The following is a 20,914-nucleotide window of genomic DNA, read 5'->3' on the forward strand; positions in this document are numbered from 1 at the left end:
AGCCAGATCAACAGCGGATCGTGGCTGAGGTCGCGGCAACGCTGTAGCTCTGGCTCTGGCTCTGGCTCTGGCTCTGGCTTTTGATCTGCTTGTGATCTTGATGGTCCGCGCCCTCAGCAGGCCGACTGGAACAGCGCGCCCCCCACGGAGCGATGCGCAAGGAGGGACCCCGTAGCGAAACACAGGGCCAATGCGGGCGCAGAGGCCTTTTGCTTCCTTTTGGCTGGGCCGACACTCCGGCCTTTCCAAAAGGGAGTCCCCCCCGCCGCCCATACGCTACGCTTGTCATGACACCCCCTTCGCCCCACAACAACACCGCGGACCCATCCGCCCCGAGGGCCATCATGAAAAGTCTCAAAGCGATGCTCAATCTGTCCGCCTTCCCCGCGTACTTCAAGAGCGCGGACGCGTTTGCCACGGGTCGGCCGGGCTACCCGGCCGAAGCCAATGATTGGCTGATCAAGGACCTGCGGCTCAAACATCACAGCGTGGTGCTGGACCTCGGTGCGGGGACGGGTAAATTCACCCCGCGGTTGCTGGACATTGGCGCCCACGTCATCGCGGTAGAGCCGGACCAGACCCTGCGCGAACGCTTCCACGCCCGCTACCCGGAAATCCAGCTGCTGGACGGCACCGCCGAGGATATCCCGCTCAAGAGCGGCTCGGTAGACGCGATAGTCTGCGCCCATTCGTTCCACTGGCTTGCCAATGCCCAGGCCATGGCCGAGATCCATCGGGTGCTCAAGCCGGGCGGCCGGCTGGGGATGATCTGGAACCTGCGCGACACCTCGGTGGACTGGGTCGCGCAGGTGGCCGAAGTGGTCAACAGTGTCGCCGCCGACAGCCCCCGTTATTTCAGCGGGCAATGGCGCAAGGTATTTCCGTACAACGGCTTCTCGCCCCTCAACGAACGGCATTTTCGCCATGGGCACACCGGGTTGCCGGAGGACGTGATCATCAACCGGGTCAAGTCCATCAGCTTCGTCGCCAACCTGCCGGCGGCCGAGCAGGACCGGGTGTTTGCCGATGTCCGCGAGATCATCGCCCGGCATCCGGACCTGGCCGGGCAGGAAAGCGTGACCGTGCCCTACGACACGGTGGCCTTCCACACGGTCAAGATCCTCTGAGGTAAAAGGCGGGCCGTGAATTAAATTTTGTTCAGTGCCCCCCGACAGGCATGGCTTTCCCTAAACTGCGGGATTCTTCAGAGGGAATCCCATGCCTGCACTTCGTTCTCGCTTCATGCCCCACGCCCTGTCCTGCCTGCTGGGCCTCGGTGCTCTGAGCAGCGCCTTGGCTGCCAGCGCTGACCCGTTCGTCGATCAACTGGCCGTGGCCGGTGCCGCAGAGATCCAGGCCAGCCAGACCGTCCTGACCAAGACCCAGTTCGACGATACCCGCACCTTGGCCCACCGCCTGATCGACGACCACACCGACCTGAACCAGAAGCTGGTGGCATTGGCCTCGCAACTGCACATTGCCATGCCGGACGCCGCTACGGTTCAGGCCCAGGCGGCCAAGATGCAAGTGGCCCCGGCCAAGGGCGAGAGCGTCGATGCAGCCTTCGCCACCGAACAGGTCAAGGCCCACGAAGGTGCGGTCAAGCTGTTCCAGAATGAAATAGCTACCGCCACCATCCCAGAGCTCAAGCTGTTCGCCCAGACAAACCTGGCGATGATGGAACACCACCTTAAAATGGCCAACCGGTTGCTCAAGACGCACCGCAAATAAGACTCACGGCGTACCGAGCGTCTGTTGCAACCAGGCCTTCAGGTCGGCGACTTCCATGGCGCTGACCGAATGCGGCTGGCCCGGGTAGATATGCAGCTGCGGCGTAAGGCCCAGGCCCTGGAGGATCTGGTCGGCGTCCGTGGCGTCCTTGACCGGCAGTTGCGGGTCATCGGTGCCATGGCCGATGAACACCGCGAGGTTCTTCAGCGCCGGGCTCGGCTTGAGCTCGGCGTGCAGCACCGGCAGCAGGCTGCCACTGAGCACGGCGATGCCGCGCACACTGGCCGGACGGCGCAGCGCCACCTCATAGGACATGATCGCCCCTTGGCTGAAACCCACCAGCACCACCTTGTCGGCACGGGTGTGATACTTGGCCACGGCCTTGACGATAAAGTCCCCGAGCAGTTTCTGACTGCTGGCCAGTTCGGCGGTGACGCCGTCGTAGTCTGCGCCCTCGCGCTTGCTGGTGAACCACTTGTACGCGTCCTGCTCCACGGTCCCCGGTGCACGCAGGGACAGGTAGGTGTAGCCGTCCGGCAGTTCCTCGCGCAGGCTGAACAGGTCGGCCTCGTTGCTGCCATAGCCATGCAGGAAGATCACCAGCGGCTGATCGGACCGGGAAACTGCCTGTTCCAGATAAGGTACCGGCAGGTCAGTGTGCAACGTGTCGTCGGCCTGCGCCTGGGCGATGCCGGTGAGCAACAGCGCGGCCAGCAGCAGCCGCTGGGCAAGGGAGGTTTTTTCCATGGGAAGCGATTCCTGGCAGGCAAAGCGCCGAGCTTAACATTGCCGTAGTACCTGATGAATGAAGCCTCAAGCCTTTGAAAGAGTGGCCGATACGCTCATTGCCAGCCTGCGTACCCGCGTCCGTTGATGGCAAATAGCCCTTTGCAGTCTTTAAGGTATTGGCCATGACGTCGTCGCTGCTGCGCGCCCGCACACTCTGCACCCTGCTTGGCTGGGTGTCGTGCTGTGCCGCGTACGCCGAGCCGCTGCGGGTGGTGACCGAAGAATTCTCGCCCTACAACATGACCGAGAACGGCAAACTCACCGGCCTGAGTACCGAGGTGGTGCAGGCCGTGCTCGACGATGCCGGCATGCCGGCGTCCATCGAGTCCATGCCTTGGGCCCGCGCCTACGACATCGCCCTGCACGGCAAGAACGTGCTGATCTATTCCATCACCCGCAGCCCCGAGCGCGAGCGGCTGTTCAACTGGGTGGGGGTGATCGTCTCCACGCATACCTGCCTGTACTCCTCGGCCGCCCACCCCATTCACCTGGACAACCTGGACCAGGCACGGGCCTACCAGATCGGTACGGTCAAAGAAGACGTCGGCGAAGAATACCTCCAGGCGCATCAGTTCACCGTGGGACAGAACCTGCAGTCCAGCAACAAATACGAATTCAACTACGACAAGCTGAGGCTGGGCCGCCTGAACCTGTGGATCTCCGACGCCCGCAATGCCGCGTGGCTGGCCCGTCAGGCCGGCGACGACCCGGACAAAGTACTGGTGGAGTCGCTGCCGCTGGATGACCTGGGCGAAGACTTGAGTCTGGCCTTCAGCCTCGACACGCCGCCCGCACTGGTCGAGCGGTTGCGCCATAGCCTCGACGACATCCACCGCAATGGCAAATACGCTGCCATCATGCGCAAGTGGCTATGACCATGTCTCAGCCGCCGGATAATCAGATCTATGACCTCAATATGCCGTTGCGATCCCCCGTGGGTTCACTCGGGCGCCGGCTGGTACTTGCCACCCTGATGTTCTGCCTGTTGTTTACCGTGGCCACAGTGGCGGTGCGCACCTGGTTTGCCTGGGACAACAACCTGAGCAACATGAAAAGCGAGTTGCAGCTGATTGATCAGGTGTTCCAGGGCACCTTGTCCCGCGCGGTCTGGGAAATGGACCGGGACGCCTTGCAGAGCCAACTCGACAGCATGGCCCAGGCTGCGCCCGTGGGCCGGGTGGAGCTGCGCATCCTGCGTGCGGGCCGACTCCCTGAAGTACTGGAACGCAAACGCGCGCCGGAAGAGGGCAATGCCCCGCGGGTGCACCGTAACTTGACCGTCGAGCCCTACCCCGGCGCCAGCGAGCAGGTCGGCGAGTTCACCATCGTCGGCGACCAGAGCCTGCTGTGGAAACGTCTGTGGAAGGAAGTGGCAATCATCATTCTGACCCAGGTGATTCAGTCCCTCGCCCTGGCCGGCTTGATCATGGGCATGTTCAACCGCTCGGTGACCGTGCATGTGCAGCACATTGCCTGGCACCTGGGTCGCCTGTCGCCGGCCAACCTGCGCGAGCGCTTGAGCCTGGAGCGTCCGCCGGCCAGTGACGACGACGAACTGCAACTGCTGGAAGTGGGGGTCAACAACCTGCAGGACAAGCTGGCAGACTATATCGAACGCCAACATCAAGACGAACTGGCCCTGGCGGCCAGCCGCGACCGCCTGGCGGACGAGGTCGAAGCCCGGACCGCCGAGCTGCGCGCCGCCAACGTGCGCCTGCACGAACTGTCCCTGCACGACTCGTTGACCGGGCTGCCCAACCGGCGCTATTTCGATGAAGTCAAAATCATCGAATTCCAGCGCGCCCTGCGTCATCGCCAACCGCTGGCCGTGCTGATGTGCGACGTCGACTTCTTCAAGAAATACAACGACAGTCATGGCCATGCCATGGGCGATGACTGTCTGCGAACCGTGGCTCAGACCCTGCGCAAGGTGTTCGCCCGCGCTGGCGAGTTGCCCGCCCGGCTGGGCGGCGAAGAGTTTGCCGTGTTGCTGCCCGGCGCCAGCACCGATCAGGCCCGGGAGGCTGCTGCACGCCTGCGCCGGGCGCTGGCCGAGCAACAGTTGGCCCATGGCCAGTCCAGCGTGTCGCCGTTCGTCACCATGAGCATCGGTATCGCGCAGCTGGACCCCGACACCATGGACGACTTCGACCTGTTGCTCAAAACCGCCGATCAGGCCCTGTACCGGGCCAAAAGCCAAGGACGGGACCGGGTCGTGGTATGAATCCATCAAAGAGAACCAAGATGCATCGTTCCCTGACGTCAACCTGCGCCCTGTGGCTGGCCATGACCTGCCTGCCAGCCCCGGGCGCCACTATCGAAATGGTGACAGAAGACACCTCCTACAGTTACCTGCAAGGTGACAAGGTAGCGGGCGTGGCCAGCGAGATCGCCGAGCAGATGCTGCAACGGGCCGGGCTGGATGACTACCACATGGGCCTCTACCCCTGGGCCCGCGCCTACGACATGGCGCTGCTGCAACCCAACGTGCTGATCTACCCGATGATGCGCACCCCCGCTCGCGAAGCCCGCTTCAAATGGGTGGGCGAACTGGCGCACATCACGCCGCAGTTCTACAAGCTGCGCGATGACTCGAGCATCGTCGTCAACAGGCTGGAGGACGCGCGCCAGTACAGCGTCGGCGTGATTCGTGACGATGTTCGTCAGCAATACCTGGAGGCCCACGATTTCACGCGCATGGTGGTGTCGGCCAACAACGCCGAAAATTTCCGCAAACTGCTCAATGGGCAAGTCCAGCTCGTGGCCTTGCCCGAGCGCGAGGCCCGTCAGCAATGCGCCATGGCGAACGTCCCTTACGACCGGCTGGAACCGATCTACAGCCTGGATGACCTCGGTGCCGGGCTGTATTACGCCTACAGCCTGCAGACCTCGGATGACATCGTCGCCCGCACTCGCGCGGCCTTTGTTCAGCTCAAGGCAGCCGGTGGGCTGGGCCGGGTGGAAGCGTCCGCCCACTAATGGCCATTGACATGGCAAAGTGCTTGCGGCGTCATCGTGCCGTCACATCCTGTCACTAGCATTCAAGGCCTCCCGACACGCGAGGCTGCACCCATGTCTCCTACCACCGCCGCACTGGCAAACCGCATTCATCGCGAACTGCTCGACCAGGCCGATGAAGAGCTGGAGCTGGAATTGGACGAAGACCAGTCCCTGGACGAATTCTTCGACTCCAATATCCCCGAGAGCCCGGAAAAACAGGCGCGCCGCCTGTACTTCAGCGAGCTGTTCCGCCTGCAGGGCGAACTGGTCAAGCTGCAAAGCTGGGTGGTCAAGACCGGGCACAAGGTGGTCATCCTGTTCGAGGGTCGCGACGCCGCCGGCAAGGGCGGGGTGATCAAGCGCATCACCCAGCGCCTCAATCCGCGGGTCTGCCGCGTGGCCGCCCTGCCCGCTCCCAACGACCGCGAACGCACCCAATGGTATTTCCAGCGCTATGTCTCACACCTGCCGGCCGCCGGTGAAATCGTCCTGTTCGACCGCAGCTGGTACAACCGCGCCGGCGTGGAAAAGGTCATGGGCTTTTGCGATGACCGTCAGTACGAAGAGTTTTTCCGCGACGTGCCGGAGTTTGAACGCATGCTGGCCCGCTCCGGCATCCAGTTGATCAAGTACTGGTTCTCGATTTCCGACCAGGAACAGCACCTGCGCTTTCTCAGTCGCATCCACGACCCGCTCAAGCAATGGAAGCTCAGCCCCATGGACCTGGAGTCGCGCCGGCGCTGGGAAGACTACACCAAGGCCAAGGAAATCATGCTCGATCGCACTCACAGCGCCGATGCCCCTTGGTGGGTGGTACAGGCCGATGACAAGAAAAAAGCCCGTTTGAACTGCATCCATCACCTGCTCAGCCAGATGCCGTACGAGGAAATCGAGCAGCCGGTGATCGAATTGCCGCAGCGCATGCGCCACGAGGACTATCGTCGTAATCCGATGCCAGCCGAGCTGCTGATTCCGCAAACCTACTGATGGCGCAGGACGAGTGACGTGCCGCCGGTCTGCCCGGCGCTCGATAGAAGGAAAAGCGTCATGTTCCGCGCTTAGCTTGGTGAGGGTCCTCTGCCAAGCGAGCGCGCCATGACTGTCCTGCATTCCGGCCAAACGGCCACATCCCGCCGCCCTCACCTGGGCAAACGCATGGGCAAGGGCAGCCTGGTGCTGTTCTGTATCCTCCTGGCTATCGGCCTGGCTGTCAGCGGCTGGGGGGTCTTTCGTGACGTGATCGCCGCCGGCAATGTCGCCACCAGTTGGCTGCCCTACGGCATGCTCGGGCTGGCGCTGCTGATTGCCTTGGGCTTCGAGTTCGTCAATGGTTTCCACGACACCGCCAATGCGGTGGCCACGGTGATCTACACCCATTCGCTGCCGGCCAATGTCGCGGTGCTGTGGTCAGGCCTGTGCAATTTTCTCGGGGTGCTGCTCTCCAGTGGCGCCGTGGCCTTCAGCATTGTCGCGCTGCTGCCGGTGGACCTGATCTTGCAAGTGGGTACCAGCAACGGCTTTGCGATGATCTTTGCCTTGCTGATCGCCGCCATCATCTGGAACCTCGGTACCTGGTGGCTGGGTCTGCCGGCGTCTTCGTCCCACACCTTGATCGGTTCGATCCTCGGCGTGGGCATCGCCAGCGCCTGGCTCGACGGGCGCTCGGGGCTGGACGGTGTGGACTGGACCCAGGTGACCAAGGTCGGCTATGCCCTGCTGCTGTCGCCCTTGGTCGGCTTTGTCTGTGCGGCGCTGTTGCTGCTGGCCATGCGCGCGCTGATCAAGCAGCGCGAGTTGTATCAGGAGCCCCATGCCGATGCGCCGCCTCCAGCGTGGATACGGGGGTTGTTGATTCTTACGTGCAGCGGCGTGTCGTTTGCCCACGGTTCCAATGACGGCCAGAAAGGCATGGGCCTGATCATGCTGATTCTGGTGGGCACCCTGCCCATGGCCTACGCCCTCAACCGCGCGGTGCCGGTGACTCAGACCACGCAGTTCGTCGCCGTGGCCCAGGTCACTCGCGACGGCTTGCAGCAGGCGGTGCCGGCGCCCGCTCCCGCGGATCCGCGCGGGGTGCTGCTGGATTACCTGCACAGCCGCAAGGCCCCACCCGAACTGATCCCGGCGCTGGCCGGAGTGACCGGGCTGATTGCCGATGAGGTGAAGAATTACGGCACCCTGGTGAAGGTCCCGCCGTCGGCAATGACCAACGTGCGCAATGACATGTTTCTAGCGTCCCAGAGCATTCACTTGCTCAACCAGCAGCACCTGGACAGGTTCTCCGACGATACCCGCAATAACCTCAACGAATTCCAGCGCCAGATCGATGAAGCCACACGTTTCATCCCTTTCTGGGTCAAAGTCGTGGTGGCCATCGCTTTGGGGTTGGGGACGCTGGTGGGGTGGCGACGGATCGTGATCACCGTGGGTGAACGCATCGGCAAGACCCACCTCAACTACGCCCAGGGCGCGAGTGCCGAACTGGTGGCCATGGCCACCATCGGCGCGGCGGATATCTATGGGTTGCCGGTGTCCACCACCCATGTGTTGTCTTCAGGGGTGGCGGGCGCCATGGCGGCCAACGGCAGTGGTGTGCAGATGGCAACACTGCGCAACCTGATGCTGGCCTGGGTGTTTACCCTGCCGGCGGCAATGCTGCTGTCGGCGGGGTTGTATGCGCTGTTTCGAGTGGTGTTTTAAAGCGGCCCCCATACGCCCTGCAGGGGCATCCTAGCGCCGCTTCATGCGGTCAATGATCACCGCAATCAACAGTATCGTCCCGCGAATCACGTACTGATAGAACGTGTCGATGTTCTTCAGGTTCATCGCGTTCTCGATGATCGCCAGGATCAGCACCCCGGCGATCACATGGCGAATCATGCCGATCCCGCCTGCCAGTGATACGCCGCCCAGCACGCAAGCGGAGATCACCGTCAGTTCAAAGCCCTGGCCGATCATCGGCTGGCCCGAGGTCATGCGCGAAGCCAGCACCACGCCCGCCAGCGCCCCGATCAGGCCATGCACGGCGAAGATGATGATCTTGGTGCGGTCGACGTGTACCCCCGCCAGCAGTGCAGCTTCCTGATTGCCGCCAATGGCCATGGTGTTGCGCCCGTAGGTGGTGTAGTTGAGCAGCCAGCCGAAGAACACAAAGCAGACAATGGTGATCAGAATCGGCACCGGCACGCCGAACAATTGGCCGTTGCCGAAGACGAAGAACTGTTCCTGACTGACCCCCACCGCCTTGCCATTGGAAAAGATATACGCCAGGCCACGCACGATCTGCATAGTGGCCAGGGTAGCGATCAGGGCGTTGATCTTCAGCTTGGCGATCACCAGGCCGTTGATCAGACCGACCATCAGGCCCATGGCCAGGGCTGCCGCCACACCGAGGCTGACGCTGCCGGTGTCGCGCATGACCACGGCGGCGATGACCCCGGCACAGGCGATCACCGAGCCCACCGACAGGTCGAAATGCCCGGAGGCCAGGCAGTAGAGCATGGTGCAGGCGGCGATGCCGGTGGTGGAGATTGCCAGGCCCAACCCACGCATGTTCAGCGGCGAGACAAAGTTGTCGATAAACACCGCGCACAACAGGAAGATCGCCAGGGCTGCAAGCAGCATGACCCAGTCGTCAAGGAAACGGCGCATGTTGAGACCCTGACGGGGCGCCTGGAGAGTCGTTTGCTGGGACATATTCACCTCTTTGTTATTGTCTTTGGCCATGGTGGTGTCAATGCCGCGTGCGCGGCAGCGCCAGTTGCAGCAGGCGCGATTCATCGGCCAGTTCGCGGGGGACTTCGCCGGTGATGGCGCCCTCGCTCATGACCAGAATCCGGTCGGCAATACCGATCACTTCCATCAGGTCGCTGGACACCACGATCACCGCGATGCCGCTGGCGGCCAGGTTATGAATGATTTGGTAGATCTCGGCCTTGGCGCCGATGTCGATGCCACGGGTCGGTTCGTCAAGCAGCAACACTTTCATCGGCATCGACAGCCAGCGGCCGAGAATGGCCTTTTGCTGGTTACCGCCGGAGAGGTACATGATTTGCTGGTCCGGCGACGGCGTCTTGATGTTCAGGGCGCGGATCTGTTTGGCGGCGTTGGCCTTTTCCCAGTCGCCCTGGATCAGACAGCCGAGCGAGACGTGCTGGTCCCGGGCGCCGATGTTGATGTTCTCGGCGACGCTGGCCAGCGGCACGATGCCCTCTTTCTTGCGGTCTTCGGGGCACAACAGGACGCCGGCGGCGATGGCGTCGCGGGGCGACTTGAGTTGCAACTGGCGGCCGTCCAGGCGCAAGGTGCCAGCCTTGATCGGCGCCAGCCCGGAAAGCAGGCGGAACAGTTCGGTGCGCCCGGCCCCCACCAGGCCGAAGAAGCCCAGCACCTCGCCCTTGCTCACCGAAAAGCTCACCGGTTCTTGCAGGCCGTGGCCGAGCAGGCCGTTGACGCTCAAGGCCTCGCCCTGGTGCTCGCAGGCGCGGTAGTTGTAGATGTCCTCGATGTCGCGGCCGACCATGCAGGTCACCAGTTGGTCGTGAGTCAACTGCGCCATGTCGTCGAAGGTGCGTACGAAACGGCCATCCTTGAACACCGTGACGGCGTTGCAGATGCGGAAGATTTCTTCCATGCGGTGGGACACGTAGATGATCACCCGGCCTTCGTCCCGCAGCCGGGCGATGATCGCCATCAGGCGCTCGATTTCCCGCGCCGAGAGGCTGCTGGTGGGTTCGTCGAAGGCGATGACATGGGCGTTGCGGGACATGGCCTTGGCGATTTCCACCAGTTGTCGCTGGCCGAGGGACAGGTTGCCCAGGCGCATGTCCGGGTCGATCTCGTCGGCCAGCCCCTTGAGCAATTCACGGCCACGTCGGGACATGGCCCGGCGGTTGACCAGCCCGTAGCGCGAGGGCATGTGACCCAGCAGCAGGTTTTCGGCCACGGTCATTTCCGGGACCAGGTGCAGCTCCTGGTGGATGACTGCAATGCCGCTGGCGATGCTCTCGGCCGCCGAGCGGAAGCTCAGCGCCTCGTCACCCAGTTGCAGGTGCCCGGCGCTGGGCTGATAGGCGCCGCCGAGGATTTTCAGCAAAGTGGACTTGCCGGCGCCGTTCTCGCCCATCAGCGCGTGAACGGTGCCGGGCTGGGCGACGAAGCTGATGTCCGACAGGGCGCGCACGCCAGGGAAGTTCTTGCCGATGGCGTTGAAACGCAGGCTCTGGCCGGCGTGGGGTTGCTGATCCATGATGGATGTTCCTGTAGAGAACCGCGATATCGAGTGGGACGGTTCCCGAGCTGCGCTCGGTCCTGCAGGCCTGATGTCGCACCTGCAGGACCGAGCACAGCTCGGGAATGGGGATCAACTCAATTCCACAGACCGATCTTGGTCAGCTCGTCCTTGAAATTCTTGCGGGTGATCAAGGTCACCGTGTCCATGGCCGTGTATTTCGGCGGCTCGACCCCCTTGGTCACCCACTCGTAGACATAGACCGCCGTCTTCTCGCCCTCGATGTGCGGGCTGGGCAACATCGACCCGAAGAAACCACTGTCGGCCTTCTGCAATTCGCCCTTGGCGTCGGTGCCATTGATACCGATGCCGATCACGTTGGCGGCGGCAAACCCGGCGCTTTCGGTCGCGCGCACGCCGCCCAGCACGGTGTTGTCGTTCATGCCGCCGATGATCAGGTTCTTCGCGCCGCTGGGCAGCTTGACCAGCGCCGAGTTGGTGGCGTCCATGCTGCCGGGCACGTCGAGGGTTTTCTGGGCGGCGAAGAGGATATGGTCCTGGGGCAGACCGGCTTTCTTCAACGCGTCCACCGAGCCGTCGGTGCGTTTCTTGCCGGTGTCCAGCTCGTTGTAGGTGTTGATCACCGCGTAGGTGTCTTTCCAGTCCCAGTTGCGGTGCTTGGCCTCATCGGCCATGGCCGCGCCTTGTTTCTGGCCCACTTCGAAGGCCGCCATGCCCAGGTAGGGGACGTCCTCCATGAAGGCGCCATTGGCGTCGACGAAACGGTCATCCACGGCCATCACTTTCATGTCGTTGAGCTTGGCCTTGGCGACGATGGCCGGGCCGAGGGAGACATCCGGGGGGCAGATGACGAAGCCTTTGACGCCGTTGGCGGCGAGACTGTCGATCGCAGAGAGGGTTTTTTCACCGTCAGGGACGGCGATCTTGATGACGGTGAAGCCGTGTTCCTTGCCCGCTTTTTCCGCGAAGGCCCACTCCGTCTGGAACCAGGGTTCTTCGGGTTGCTTGACCAGGAAACCGATTTTCACCTGTTCGGCCAACGCCTGGGTGGCAAAACCCAGCACGCCTGCGGTTACAGCGGCACAGCACAGGGAACGAATCCCGAGACGACTCAACATAGCTGACTCCTTATTTTTATTGATGAGCTACAGCGTCCAGCTTTTGCATTTACAGTCTTATCATATTATCAATACAGCGAATGTAACTTAGTGTCACCCGGCAAAGCGTCGACCCGGCGCGCCACTGACGCCGACCCGAGCATTGAGTACGGCACCATCCCAGCGTCCGCTGGCATCACCGGGCGCGGCGCTGGTGACGTACAGAATGTCCAGTGCCGGGCCGCCAAAGGCGCAACTGGTCGGATGACTGACCGGCAGCTCGATGACCCGATCGACGCAGCCGTCCGGCGCCAGGCGCAGCAGACAATGCCCGCCCCAGCGGGCGTTCCAGAGAAAGCCTTGATCGTCCATGGCCGAGCCATCGGGATCGCCACGCGGGTGTACGTCAGCCCACACCTGGCGCGCACCCAACTCGCCGTCGGCGTCGATGGGGTAACGGTAGATCACCCCGTCCAGGCTGTCGGCGCTCAGCAGTGCGGCGTTGTCGGCGGTCCACTGCAGGGTGTTGACGATGCCCAGGCCGGCCAGCAGTTGCCGACTGCTGCCGTCGGCCTCGACGCGAAACAGTCCACCCGAGCGGCGCTCCAGCGGCAAGTCACCGCCCTGCGCATCGAGGTTGTTCTGCATCGTGCCCAGCCACAGCCGGCCCTGCTCGTCACAGCGCGCATCGTTGGCGCGGTTGCCGGAGACCGGGTCCGGAGTGGCCAGTCGGTGCAGGGCCGGGCGATAGCGGGGGGAGTTCAGCGACAGGCGGTACACGCCGCTGGCCAAGGTGACCAGGGCATCGCCGTGCTCGCAAGGGATGATAGCCGACACAGGCTCGTCGAGCTGCCATTGGCGCAGGCCCGAGGCATCCAGGCACCAGGCCTGGAAGCCGGCAATATCGACCCAGTACAGGGCCTGGTCGCGCGCGTCCCAGTGGGGGCCTTCGCCAAGGCGAAAACGGTGGGGTGTCAGGGGTTGCCAGTCCATGGAGCGGTCTCTTTGTTGTTATTGTGGTGATGCGGTGTGGCTTATTTGTAATGATCACCGATGGTGATGGCTGCGCGTTCGATCAAACTCATGCAGGCCCACACCCCTCGCGCCGGGTCACGACTGGCGATGGCTTTGGCCAGCTCGTGGTGCAGCGGCAAGGTCTTGCCCAGTTCGTCCGGCACCGCCGACGACACCTCGAAAGAGATCGCCAGCAAGGCACCGAGCGCCGGCAGCATCTGCTCGATGAACTGGTTGTGGCTGGCGGCCAGCACCGCTTCGTGAAACTGCTGGTCCGCGTGGTTGTACGTATCCTTGTCGTCCATCGAGGCCGCCAAGCGCTCGTAGGCCTGCTCGATCGCCAGAATCTGCGCCGGGGTTGCCCGCTCGCAGGCCCAGCGCACGGCCATCGGCTCGATGGCTCGACGCAGGTCCAGCAGGTCCATCACAAAATTCTCCGGCAGGCCCTTGTCCGCCAGCCAGCCCACCACTTGGGGGTCGAACAGATTCCAACCCCGAATGGGCAGGACCCGCGTCCCGACCTTCGGGCCTACTTCCACCATGCCTTTGGCCACCAGCGTCTTGATCGCTTCGCGGACCACGGTACGGCTCACACCAAACTCTTCACACAGCTGCGCTTCGATTTTCAAGGTCTGCCCCGGCAGCACCGCGCCAGAGGCAATCCAGCCGCCCAGCCGATCGACGGTGGCGGCATGCACACTGTTGGACATTCACATCACTCCACGGCAAGCCGATCCTGCGCTACGCTAATCATCATATGATTGGCCGATAGCTGACAGCAAGACCCCACTCAACAGGGCGCCGTAGAAAAACCGTTAAATAGTATTACCATTTATTTTATGCGCCGTCGAATTTCGGCTATAAATCCTGTTCAGCGGCAATTTGTCGCCCAATAGTCTGACGACTTGCCGCAGAGCCCGTTCCACCCGCCGTGCAAAAACAACAACAAGGAAAACACCGCTCATGACTCATTTGCTCAATGCCCTTGGACTTTCCCTCATGATCAGTACCCTCACCGCCCAGGCCGCGGGCCTGACCACCGAAACCAGCGAGTTCGGCAAGCTGGCCGACGGCACCGCCATCGAGAAGATCACCCTGACCAACAGCCACGGCATGCAGGCCAGCATCCTCACCTGGGGCGGCGTGCTGCAATCGCTGCAAGTGCCTGACAAGCACGGCAAAACCGCCGACGTGGTGCTGGGCTTCGATGACATCCAGGGCTACCGCGACAACCCCACCGTGTACTTCGGCGCCACCATCGGTCGCTTCGGCAACCGCCTCGCCGATGGCAAGTTCACCCTCGACGGCAAGACCTACCAGGTGCCGCAGAACGACAAGAGCAATGCCCTGCACGGCGGCACGCAAGGTTTCGACAAGCACGTCTGGAAAGCGGGGCCGGTGAAAAGCAAGGGTTGGGTCGGGGTCAAGCTGACCTATGTCTCGGTCGATGGCGAGATGGGCTTCCCCGGCACCTTGAAAACCGAGGTGACCTACAGCCTCAATGACCAGGACGAACTGCGCATCCAGTATCACGCCGTCACCGACAAGCCTACGGTGCTGAACCTGACCAACCACAGCTACTTCAACCTGGCCGGCGCCGGCAGCGGCGATGTGCTGCAACAGGTAGCCACCCTGCACGCGGCCCACTACACGCCAGTGACCGGCAAGCTGATCCCTACCGGCGAGCTGGCTCCGGTGGCCGGCACACCGATGGACTTTCTCAAGCCCACGGCCATTGGCAAAAACATCAAGGCCGACCATCCCCAGCTCAAGTTCGCTGAACCCAAACAGGGCGGCTTTGACTTCAACTGGGCACTGGACACCGGCGGCGACGTGAAGAAAGTCGCCGCCGAAGTCAGCGACCCGCAATCGGGCCGGCGTCTGAAGCTCTACACCACCGAACCTGGGGTGCAGTTCTACACCAGCAACTTCCTGGACGGCAGCATCCACGGCAAGGGCGGCAAGGTCTACCCGCACTGGGGTGGCTTCACCCTGGAGACCCAGCACTTCCCGGACGCACCGAACCAACCGAACTTCGCCAGCACCCGTCTTGATCCGGGCAAGGCGTATACGCAGACGACGGTGTTGAAGTTCAGCGCGCAATAATCAAGGCTCGAGGCGCGGAACACGACCGCGCCTGATGCTGGCGCGCATGCAGGCCTCTTCGCGCGCCAGCTTGTTGTGCTGACTCTGCAAGGCCGGGCTTGCTCGGGAATCAAGGCACGCGGTGCGTCAGGTGCAGCGCAGACTCTTGTTCCCGAGCAAGCTCGGCCCTGTCGACTGGCGACCTGACGCCGCTGCAGCACATTCACGCTGCAGCGGCTTTTTCTTGCCTGCTCGTCCCCGCTATGCAAACCCGCGTCGCCTCTCTACTCTGCGGGTTTCCCCTCATACGAGCCCACCACCATGATGGACAGCCTCAGCGGCATCACCGCCTTCGTCCATGTGGCCGAAACCCGAAGTTTCACTGAAGCCGGGCGCCTGCTGGAGATCTCTTCCTCGGCGGTGGGCAAGAGTGTCGCGCGCATGGAAGAGCGGCTGGGGGTGCGCTTGTTTCATCGCAGTACCCGCAGCGTGACCCTGACCACCGAAGGCGAGCTGTTCCTGCAGCGCTGCAAGCGCATTCTCGGTGAAGTGAAGGCCGCCCAGACGGAATTGCTGGAGCTGTCCGGAACGCCGCGGGGCAAAGTACGCATCAGCGTGCCGATCCAGAACGTGATGATCATGCCGGTGCTGGCCGGCTTCATGCGCGCGTACCCGGACATCGAGCTGGAAGTGGACATGTCCGACCGGATGGTCGATGTGATCGAGGAGGGTTTTGATGCGGTGATCCGCACCGGGGCGCCGCAGGATTCTCGGCTGATGGCGCGCCAACTGGGGGGTTATCGGTTGCAGGTGGTGGCAGCGCCCGCGTACCTGCAGCGCTGTGGCGTGCCCCTGCACCCGGACGACCTGAGCCGGCACGTGTGCCTGCTGCACAAGTTTCCGGCCACCGGAATGATCGAGCGCTGGCCGCTGCGGGTGGGTGATACCCACATCGAGCCACAGCTGGCGCGGGCCTTGACCTGCACCACCATGGACCCGCTGACCTACCTGGCCATCGACGGCATGGGGATCGCCTGCCTGCCGGACTTTTCCATCCGCCAGCCGCTGGCCGACGGCCGGCTTGAGGTGCTGCTGGCCGACTATACCGACCATGAGGGCAGCCTGTGGATGCTCTGGCCGGCCTCGAAGCAGACGGCCCCGAGGCTGCGGGTGCTGATCGACTTCTTCAAGGATCACATTCTGAGCGCCTGACTTCACAGGCAGGTGCTCAGCGCTGCAGCACCTGGCCGACAGGCGCACGGGCGATGCCGGGATTAGTGCCGTTTCTGTCCAGAGTGTTCCGCCTCCCAAGCCGTTTTTCCCGGGCGGGTGGCGCCCTAGAGTGCACCTCGCCCATCCCATTCAGCGAGGACCTCCCCCATGCCAGCCCATCCCAACCCCATTCGCGTCGGTATCGTCGGTGTCGGCAACTGGGCCCGCCACGGCCACCTGCGGGTGCTCAACCTGTTGCCGCAGTACCGGCTGCAAGCGGTGTACAGCGAAAACCGCGAACGGGCCCAGGCCGCCGCCGCTCAATACCAGATCGCCGAGGTAGCCGATTCCCTCGATGCGCTGGTCAACAACCCCGACGTGGATCTGGTGGTGGTGGCCAATACCGCGCCCCAGCATGAACAGACCGTGCGCGCTGCCATAGGGGCCGGCAAGGACGTCTATTGCGAATGGCCGCTGACCACCACCACGGCCGACTCGGCCAAGCTGCTGCGCCTGGCGAACGCAGCCGGCGTGCGCCATATCGTCGGCCTGCAACGCCGCCACGCGCCGCACAACCGCTACCTGCAAGACCTGCTGCGCGAAGGCTACGTGGGCAACCTGCGTTCGGCCCGCCTCCACGTAAGCATGAATGACTTCCAGGCCATGCGTTCCCAGGCGCTACGCTGGACCGCCGCCGAAGAAAATTTTTCCAGCGTGATCGCCATCTACGCCGGGCACTTTCTCGACATGCTCTTTACGGCCACCGGCTGGCCTGTCAGCGTCTCGGGCCTGATGGTCAGCCAGTTTCCCCAGGTGACCCTCAAGGAAACCGGCGAATTGCTGGCCAGTACAGCGCCCGATCAACTGGTGCTCAGCGGCCTGCTGGCAGACGGTGCGGTGGTGTCCGCGCACATAGAAGGCGGCAAGCGCAATGGCTCGGGCGTGCAGATCGACCTCACCGGCGACCAGGGTGACCTTCGGATCAGCAACACCTCGGCCTTTGGCGAGGAGGGCGATGACTATGAGATCCAGGGCGCCCACGGCGACAACCTGCCGTTGCAACCCTTGCCGGTACCCGCGTCGTATCAGCGCCTGCCCGCCTCCACCCTGCCCTCCGCGGTGCTGGAACTGGCCGAGCTTTACTACGCCTACGCCGAGGACCGGGCCGAAGGCACACGAGTCGCTGCCACGTTCGAGGAGGCCTTGCGCCTGCACGGGTTGCTGGACGCTGCAAAAACGGACGGACAGACCCTTCTCGACTGATACGCCGCGACTACGGGCGCCAATCAGGAGGCCAGCGCTCTTCGCCGCAGGGCCGTGATCAGCAGATCATGGCCGCTGACCAGGAAGATCCCCACCAGCACCATCAGCGACCCCACCACAAAAACGCTCTCCAGGTGCTCGCCGAGCAACCAGGCACCCAGCCCCACACCGAACAAAGGTGTGAGGAAGGCCAGCACCCCCAGCCGCGACCCCAGGTAGCGGCCCAGCAGCCAGAACCAGGTGAGAAAGCTGAACACAGAGACCACCAGGGTCTGGAACACCAGGCTGGCGACCACTATGCCCGTCAGGTGCAGGTGCATCTGCCCGCTCGCCAACGCCGCCGCCATCAACAGCACAAAGGCCCCGGCCAATTGATAGAACAGCGTCAGGGGCGCCGGGGTTTCGGCCAGGCGCGTGCAGCGAATGGTCAAGGTCGTGGCGGCCCAGAGCAGTGCCGCCAGCAGGGCCAGGGCATCGCCCAGACGCTGGTGACGGGCATCGCTGCCGGGCGTTTCGGGCGAGTAGAACGCCACGGCGACACCGCAGAACGCGATCGCAATCCCCAGCCATTGCACGCCCTTCAGACGTTCGCCGGGGAAGCGAAAATGCAGGCCGATAGCGACGAAGATCGGCGCGGTGTACAGGAAGATCACCATGTGAGCCGCCGAGGTCAGTCTTAGCCCCTCGGACACCGCCAGGTACTCCAGCGCAAACAGCAGGCCAACGGCAATGCCAGGTTGCCAGGCGCCCTCCACGCGCCGCAGCGTGCGCCGCCGCACTAGCAGCAGCACACCCACGATCAACGCCGCCGCGCCGGAACGCAGGGCAATCTGCAGCACCGGCGCCACGTCGGCGCTCGCGGCCTTGATCGCCACCTGCTGCAACCCCCAGATCAAGCATAACAAGATCATCAGGCCAGTCGCGCGACTGTCCAGGGGGGCTCGAATTGCCATGACGGATTATCCTTGTGTGGAAGGGTTGCCAGTGTGCTCGCGCCCGATTGGCCGGATATAGCGCTAAACCGACAGCCGATAGCGCATAATCGTCATTCACCCTGCCAGCCAAGCGATGCCCGATGAACAAGCCGGTCACTCACCTGCTGATCCCGCCCTTCAGCACCGAACTTCCTGCCCCGATCTTCTTTCGCGCGGCCCAGGTCCCGGCCTCGGCGACCTACCCGGTGCATCGCCACCCCTGGGGCGAATTCGTCTATTCGTTCAGCGGCGTCATCGAGGTCAAGCTGGCCAGCCAGCACTTCATCGCCCCGCCGCAATATGGCATCTGGCTGCCGCCTGACATCGAGCACGTCGGCCTCAACCGCGAGCAGGCCTGCCATGCCTCGCTGTACGTCACCCGCGAGCTGTGCACCGCCTTTCCCGCCAAGGCCTGCGCCCTGACGATCTCGCCGCTGATCCGCGCGTTGCTGGATGAACTCTGCGCGCACCCGCCGGCCCTGGCGCAAAGTGCCGAAGACGCGCGCCTGTTGCAGGTGCTGGTGGACCGCCTGCGTCATACCCAGCGGGAAGGCACCTACCTGCCCGGTTCCAACGACCCGGTGCTGGCGCCCATTCTTCAGGCGTTGGAAAACGATCCCAGCGACGGCCGCTCACTCGCCGAGTGGGCACAACGGGTCAATGCCACCGAGCGCACCCTGCTGCGCCGCTGCCAGCGCGACCTGGGCATGTCGCTGGCGCAGTGGAAACAACGCTTGAAGGTGGTCGCCTCGCTGGAAAAACTGCGTGACGGCATCGCCGTGGAACGCATCGCCCTGGACCTGGGCTACAGCAGTTCGTCGGCCTTCATCAGCATGTTCCGCAAGCTGACCGGGGAAAGCCCGGACGAATATCGGCGGGCGCGCCTGATTTAATCCTCGACGGCCAGCCCTCGAAACCACTGATCACGGCCATTCTGCTTGGCCTTATACAGCGCCGCGTCCGCACCCTGGATCATGGCCGCCGCAGTCAGTTCACCGAGCACGGCGGTACTGACGAACAACCCGGCACTGGCGGTGACCTGGGTGAATGGACTGTCGGCATGGGCGATCGCCAATGCCCGGATGGCGTCCAGAATCTGCTCCACCAGCACGGTGGCGCCGACGGCATCGGTGTCGGGAATCAGCACCGCCAGTTCCTCGCCACCGTAGCGCACCGCCAGGTCCCCCGGTCGGTGCAGGGTGGCCTGGAGGGCTGAGGCCACGCGGCGCAGGCATTCGTCGCCAGCGTAATGGCCGTAGTGGTCGTTGAAGCGCTTGAAGAAATCCAGGTCGAGCATGATCAGGCTCAGGGGCAAGCCCGAGCGCCTCGCTCGCGCCACTTCATCGTCCAGGTGGCGGTCCAGCAGGCGGCGGTTGCCCAGCCCGGTCAGTCCGTCGCGCATGGCCATGTCCTGCACGGCGGTGTGCGCCACTTGCAGCGCTTCGGCCATGACGATCTTCGACCGCAGCTGCTGCAGGAAGAAGTAGCTGAACACGCCCATACCCAGCAACATCACCAGCACGATGACCACGGTCTTGAACAAATCGTGCGTCCAACCCTGGACAATGGACTCGGTGGAGATCCCCGCCTCCATCACCAGCGGCAAATCGTGCAAGGCCTTGTAGCCGTAGAGTCGTGGCTGGTTATCGACCACCGAAACCATCTGGATAACCCCCTCGGGGCCATAGGGCAGCCGGTTGCGGTAGACCTCGCCATTGGCCAGGCTGTTGCTCACGCCGCCCTCCAGAACCGGATGCTTGACCAGCACCGACCCGTCGCGCAGCGCCAGGACAAAGGCGCCCTTGGCGTCCACCCTGAAATTAGCGTAGTAATCTTCGAAATAACGGATGTCGATGGTGCCGACGAAGACCCCGGCGAACGAGCCGTCAGGGTGGTCGATACGCCGGGACAGCGGGATCACCTGATCGCCGGTGGAGCGGCTGACGAACACCGGGCCGATGTGCAGCCCACGATCGACGTGCTGCTGGTGGTAGAGAAAATATTCGCGGTCAGTGACGTTGACTTCCTGAGGCATGGGCGCCTTGTCACTGACCACCCAGTGGCCGTGCTCGTCGAATACATACAGGCCGTGGAGTTGCGGAGTGGCGGCGACCTGCCCAGTGAACAGGCGCTGCAGTCGGGCGATATCGAGGTGTTCCAGGCCATCACCCTCCATGCGCTCGCGCACGCCGAACAGCAAGGTATCGACCTGCAAAATCGCCCCTTCTGCCTGCTGCGCCGCCGCACGTGTCAGGTTAGTGGCCGAGTTGGCCGCTGCCGTATAGGCATTCTGGTAATCCTGAGCCAGCCGCCAGCTTTCCAGGGCCACGATGCACAGCACCATCACCAGAATGAATGCGACAGCCCAGCGAAACAACGCGTAGGAGCGCTGTACCGACTCTTCGGCGACGCGGCTGGTTTCCAGCAAGTCGGACAGACGTTTCATGGGGCAATGCCGGCCTCTCTTGTGGTGACGCTAGTGAGAGGCTATCGGCTGA

At 63.3% G+C, this 20,914-nt stretch carries 19 protein-coding genes; 11 read left to right on the forward strand and 8 right to left on the reverse strand.

Translation table 11 applies throughout. From position 1 onward, the window contains the following. The first annotated feature begins 344 nt into the window (after window positions 1-344). Both HB675_RS15655 and HB675_RS15660 read left to right on the forward strand, forming a co-directional pair. Complete coding sequence (locus HB675_RS15655) at window positions 345-1,127, forward strand: class I SAM-dependent methyltransferase (RefSeq protein WP_256737574.1); 783 nt, start codon at window positions 345-347, stop codon at window positions 1,125-1,127. Between the two features lie 91 nt (window positions 1,128-1,218). Then, on the forward strand, window positions 1,219-1,731 hold the full coding sequence (locus HB675_RS15660) for a DUF4142 domain-containing protein (protein ID WP_213879250.1): 513 nt from the start codon (window positions 1,219-1,221) through the stop codon (window positions 1,729-1,731). Window positions 1,732-1,734: 3 nt separating this feature from the next. Here HB675_RS15660 and HB675_RS15665 read toward each other — a convergent pair whose 3' ends face one another. Then, complete coding sequence (locus HB675_RS15665) at window positions 1,735-2,478, reverse strand: alpha/beta fold hydrolase (RefSeq protein WP_213879251.1); 744 nt, start codon at window positions 2,476-2,478, stop codon at window positions 1,735-1,737. 164 nt (window positions 2,479-2,642) lie between these two features. Here HB675_RS15665 and HB675_RS15670 point away from each other — a divergent pair, with 164 nt between their 5' ends. The 5 genes from HB675_RS15670 to HB675_RS15690 all read left to right on the forward strand — a co-directional run bounded on the left by HB675_RS15670 (window position 2,643) and on the right by HB675_RS15690 (window position 8,220). After that, window positions 2,643-3,395: a transporter substrate-binding domain-containing protein gene (locus HB675_RS15670; RefSeq protein WP_213879252.1), complete on the forward strand. Its 753-nt coding sequence runs from the start codon at window positions 2,643-2,645 to the stop codon at window positions 3,393-3,395. Between the two features lie 2 nt (window positions 3,396-3,397). Then, on the forward strand, window positions 3,398-4,744 hold the full coding sequence (locus tag HB675_RS15675) for a diguanylate cyclase (protein ID WP_213879253.1): 1,347 nt from the start codon (window positions 3,398-3,400) through the stop codon (window positions 4,742-4,744). 20 nt (window positions 4,745-4,764) lie between these two features. After that, window positions 4,765-5,499, forward strand: a complete 735-nt coding sequence (locus tag HB675_RS15680) for a transporter substrate-binding domain-containing protein (RefSeq protein ID WP_213879254.1) — start codon at window positions 4,765-4,767, stop codon at window positions 5,497-5,499. Between the two features lie 93 nt (window positions 5,500-5,592). Further along, window positions 5,593-6,507, forward strand: coding sequence for a polyphosphate kinase 2 (gene ppk2, locus HB675_RS15685; RefSeq protein ID WP_213879255.1), 915 nt, complete (start codon window positions 5,593-5,595; stop codon window positions 6,505-6,507). A gap of 108 nt (window positions 6,508-6,615) precedes the next feature. Beyond that, window positions 6,616-8,220, forward strand: a complete 1,605-nt coding sequence (locus tag HB675_RS15690; protein ID WP_213879256.1) for an inorganic phosphate transporter — start codon at window positions 6,616-6,618, stop codon at window positions 8,218-8,220. A 30-nt stretch (window positions 8,221-8,250) separates the two neighbouring features. Here HB675_RS15690 and araH read toward each other — a convergent pair whose 3' ends face one another. The 5 genes from araH to HB675_RS15715 form a co-directional block, all read right to left on the reverse strand. Next, complete coding sequence (gene araH, locus HB675_RS15695; RefSeq protein WP_213879257.1) at window positions 8,251-9,216, reverse strand: L-arabinose ABC transporter permease AraH; 966 nt, start codon at window positions 9,214-9,216, stop codon at window positions 8,251-8,253. 37 nt (window positions 9,217-9,253) lie between these two features. Further along, on the reverse strand, window positions 9,254-10,768 hold the full coding sequence (araG, locus tag HB675_RS15700) for an L-arabinose ABC transporter ATP-binding protein AraG (protein WP_213879258.1): 1,515 nt from the start codon (window positions 10,766-10,768) through the stop codon (window positions 9,254-9,256). Between the two features lie 119 nt (window positions 10,769-10,887). Next, window positions 10,888-11,889 carry a substrate-binding domain-containing protein gene (locus HB675_RS15705; protein WP_213879259.1) on the reverse strand — a complete coding sequence of 334 codons (1,002 nt, stop codon included), beginning with the start codon at window positions 11,887-11,889 and terminating at the stop codon, window positions 10,888-10,890. Window positions 11,890-11,982: 93 nt separating this feature from the next. After that, window positions 11,983-12,861, reverse strand: coding sequence for an SMP-30/gluconolactonase/LRE family protein (locus tag HB675_RS15710; protein ID WP_213879260.1), 879 nt, complete (start codon window positions 12,859-12,861; stop codon window positions 11,983-11,985). Window positions 12,862-12,902: 41 nt separating this feature from the next. After that, window positions 12,903-13,592 carry a FadR/GntR family transcriptional regulator gene (locus HB675_RS15715; protein ID WP_213879261.1) on the reverse strand — a complete coding sequence of 230 codons (690 nt, stop codon included), beginning with the start codon at window positions 13,590-13,592 and terminating at the stop codon, window positions 12,903-12,905. A 253-nt stretch (window positions 13,593-13,845) separates the two neighbouring features. Between HB675_RS15715 and HB675_RS15720 the strand changes: the two genes are divergently transcribed. The 3 genes from HB675_RS15720 (at window position 13,846) to HB675_RS15730 (ending at window position 17,442) form a co-directional block, all read left to right on the forward strand. After that, complete coding sequence (locus HB675_RS15720) at window positions 13,846-14,988, forward strand: aldose epimerase family protein (RefSeq protein ID WP_213879262.1); 1,143 nt, start codon at window positions 13,846-13,848, stop codon at window positions 14,986-14,988. Window positions 14,989-15,291: 303 nt separating this feature from the next. After that, the gene (locus tag HB675_RS15725) at window positions 15,292-16,179 is read left to right on the forward strand and encodes a LysR family transcriptional regulator (RefSeq protein WP_213879411.1); all 888 of its coding nucleotides are present in this window, start codon (window positions 15,292-15,294) and stop codon (window positions 16,177-16,179) included. A gap of 168 nt (window positions 16,180-16,347) precedes the next feature. Next, the gene (locus HB675_RS15730) at window positions 16,348-17,442 is read left to right on the forward strand and encodes a Gfo/Idh/MocA family oxidoreductase (RefSeq protein ID WP_213879263.1); all 1,095 of its coding nucleotides are present in this window, start codon (window positions 16,348-16,350) and stop codon (window positions 17,440-17,442) included. Between the two features lie 23 nt (window positions 17,443-17,465). On the opposite strand, the gene HB675_RS15735 is transcribed toward HB675_RS15730, so the two are convergent. Further along, window positions 17,466-18,395, reverse strand: coding sequence for a DMT family transporter (locus HB675_RS15735; protein WP_213879264.1), 930 nt, complete (start codon window positions 18,393-18,395; stop codon window positions 17,466-17,468). A gap of 122 nt (window positions 18,396-18,517) precedes the next feature. Here HB675_RS15735 and HB675_RS15740 point away from each other — a divergent pair, with 122 nt between their 5' ends. Further along, window positions 18,518-19,309 carry a helix-turn-helix transcriptional regulator gene (locus HB675_RS15740; RefSeq protein ID WP_213879265.1) on the forward strand — a complete coding sequence of 264 codons (792 nt, stop codon included), beginning with the start codon at window positions 18,518-18,520 and terminating at the stop codon, window positions 19,307-19,309. Here HB675_RS15740 and HB675_RS15745 read toward each other — a convergent pair. Continuing rightward, the gene (locus tag HB675_RS15745; RefSeq protein WP_213879266.1) at window positions 19,306-20,862 is read right to left on the reverse strand and encodes a sensor domain-containing diguanylate cyclase; all 1,557 of its coding nucleotides are present in this window, start codon (window positions 20,860-20,862) and stop codon (window positions 19,306-19,308) included. The genes HB675_RS15740 and HB675_RS15745 overlap by 4 nt on opposite strands. Between the last annotated feature and the right edge of the window lie 52 nt (window positions 20,863-20,914).

The sequence above is a fragment of the Pseudomonas sp. dw_358 genome (assembly GCF_018449655.1).
Classification (GTDB): Bacteria; Pseudomonadota; Gammaproteobacteria; order Pseudomonadales; family Pseudomonadaceae; genus Aquipseudomonas.